This is a genomic window from Micromonospora sp. NPDC023633, from assembly GCF_040640035.1.
Lineage (GTDB): Bacteria > Actinomycetota > Actinomycetes > Mycobacteriales > Micromonosporaceae > Micromonospora.
This window is the reverse complement of the sequence record NZ_JBFABB010000279.1, coordinates 1-1,395: the sequence shown is the minus strand read 5'-3', so window position 1 is coordinate 1,395 and position 1,395 is coordinate 1. Positions and strand designations below refer to the sequence as shown.

Sequence of the window (1,395 nt, the reverse complement as noted above, 5' to 3'; positions counted from 1 at the left end):
CGGCCGGGCGGGCGGCGCTGCTGGCGGTGCTCGGCCGGCGTGCTCCCAGGCGTCGGCGAGGCGCGGCGTCCACAGCGGACGGGCGTGCCGGGCGACGGCGGCGAGCAGCGCGTCGCCGATCGTGGCGGCGTGCGGCAGCAGGCTATGCCAGCGGTACGCGCGGCCGAGCACCGCCAGCAGCGCCGCCCGCCCGGCCGGGTCGTCGCCGCCGGCCGTGAGGCGGCCGAGCGCGGCGAAGAGCAGCGGCGCGTCCCGTTCGGGAAGCATGCCGGGGCTACGGTCCTCCAGCGTGCACCAGAAGTCGTCCGCGCCCTTCTCGACGGCCTTGTCGATGGCGGCCTCCCAGGCGGCGGCGATGGTCACGCGCCCACCTCGCCGGCGAAGGCCCGCCGGGCGCGGGCGATCCGGTCGTCCGGCACATCGAGCGCCCAGAGCACCCCCGCCAGGTAGTCGACGATGCGCCGGTGCTGCTCCTCCGACAGGCCGAACCCGCGCCACGGGTCGGTCGCGGGCTGGCCTTCGACGGCCGCGGCGGGGCCCGCCGCCAGGTGCGCGCCGAGCCGCTCCAGGTCGACCCCGATGAGGTACGGCGACAGCTCCGCGTCTGCCACCACGAGGCGCAGCCACTGCCCGACCGCCTCCTGCGCGGTCACGCCCATCCGCCCTGCTCGACTCGGGCTTCGGCTTCCTCTGTGGTGGCGATGGTCAGGACCGGGATGGCGTGGATCAGGGTGGTCACGTTCTTCTGCCCCTCGCGATACGGCTGGTGGAGTGGCGCCGGGGCGGGCGGGAGCGGAGCTGTGTCGTTCGGGGACCGACGCAGTTCCGGAGCCAGCACCCGCCCCGGGCCATGCATCAACCCTTTCCGAGCTGCGGAAAGAGCTGAACGACCACGCACTGCACTTGGCCGGTAACTGCACTGCACCTGCTGCCGGTAAAGTGCACGATGACCGTTCTCGACGTGATCGAAGGCAGCACGATGACACCCGTGCAGCGATGGACCGGCCGCGAGACGAAGGCACTCCGCTATGCGCTCCGCATGAGCATCCGTGACTTCGCCGTGCACCTGGGCGTGGCCGAACGGACCGTTTCCAAGTGGGAGGCCGGCGGGAAGAGCGTGAACCCCCGCCCTGAGATGCAGGCGGCCCTGGACACTGCCCTCGCTCAGGCTGCCGACGAGGCGCAACGCCGGTTCGCGACGGCGCTACCTCAGACAAACCTGCCGGCTCCGGCTTCCGGGAGCGGGCTCGACCTTGGAGCCGCCGCGCGCGGGCAGGTTACGCGGACTCGTCAGGCTCTCGGACTAACGACCTCGTGCACGGTTGGGTGAGACATCGCCTGCGGCGAAGAACTGCTTTCACCGGGTGTGGGGTCTGGCTGGTAGGGCCTTGAGTG

General features: G+C 72.5%; 2 protein-coding genes and 1 pseudogene. 1 reads left to right on the top strand and 2 read right to left on the bottom strand.

The features are described from left to right. Both AB0G13_RS34700 and AB0G13_RS34695 read right to left on the bottom strand, forming a co-directional pair. Positions 1-363 (bottom strand): annotated as a pseudogene (locus AB0G13_RS34700) (oxidoreductase); the annotation flags it as partial. After that, complete coding sequence (locus AB0G13_RS34695) at positions 360-659, bottom strand: hypothetical protein (protein ID WP_357883933.1); 300 nt, start codon at positions 657-659, stop codon at positions 360-362. The pseudogene AB0G13_RS34700 and the gene AB0G13_RS34695, both read right to left, overlap by 4 nt. Positions 660-946: 287 nt before the next feature. On the opposite strand from AB0G13_RS34695, the gene AB0G13_RS34690 reads away from it, so the two are divergent. After that, the gene (locus AB0G13_RS34690) at positions 947-1,330 is read left to right on the top strand and encodes a helix-turn-helix domain-containing protein (RefSeq protein WP_357883930.1); all 384 of its coding nucleotides are present in this window, start codon (positions 947-949) and stop codon (positions 1,328-1,330) included. Positions 1,331-1,395: the final 65 nt, after the last annotated feature.